This window comes from Bradyrhizobium sp. BRP19 (genome assembly GCF_020194195.1).
In the GTDB taxonomy this organism is placed as follows: Bacteria; Pseudomonadota; Alphaproteobacteria; order Rhizobiales; family Xanthobacteraceae; genus Bradyrhizobium; species Bradyrhizobium yuanmingense.
The window spans coordinates 1-445 of sequence record NZ_JADYVZ010000119.1 but is presented as its reverse complement, the minus strand read 5'-3'; the positions used below and the strand labels follow the sequence as shown (position 1 = coordinate 445).

Genomic DNA, 445 nt, shown 5'->3' with positions numbered 1-445 from the left:
CTTCTCGACCGCCTTTGCCTGGACATTCAGCGCGTTTGCGACCCCGCAACTGATCGGCGGCGGCCGCGTCAGCACGGTCTCGACGCTGATCTATCAGCTCGGCTTCTCGTCATTCAATTTTCCCTTCGCGGCCAGCCTGTCGCTGATCGGTCTCGCGCTGTCGCTCGCGGTGATTGCGCTGCTCAAGAAGGCCGCAAGTCCGCTCGAACGGATGGCGGGATCGACATGAAGCGTTCACCTGCCGCCACGACGCTGCGATGGCTGGGGCGGGTTCTCGTCGCCCTCATTCTTCTGTTCGTCTTGTTGCCGGGCGTCGTCGTCGCCATTTCGGCCTTCAATGATCGTGCGATCCTCGCCTTTCCGCCACAGGCCTGGTCGCTACGCTGGTTCTGGCGCGCCTTTTCGTATACCGATTTTGGCAAAGGCTTCTGGAACGGTCTGACGG

Annotated in this window: 2 pseudogenes; both read left to right on the top strand. The window is 61.8% G+C overall.

What is annotated here, in order from left to right:
* Positions 1-229: pseudogene (locus I6F36_RS38775) on the top strand (ABC transporter permease); the annotation flags it as partial.
* Positions 226-445: pseudogene (locus I6F36_RS38770) on the top strand (ABC transporter permease); the annotation flags it as partial. The pseudogenes I6F36_RS38775 and I6F36_RS38770, both read left to right, overlap by 4 nt.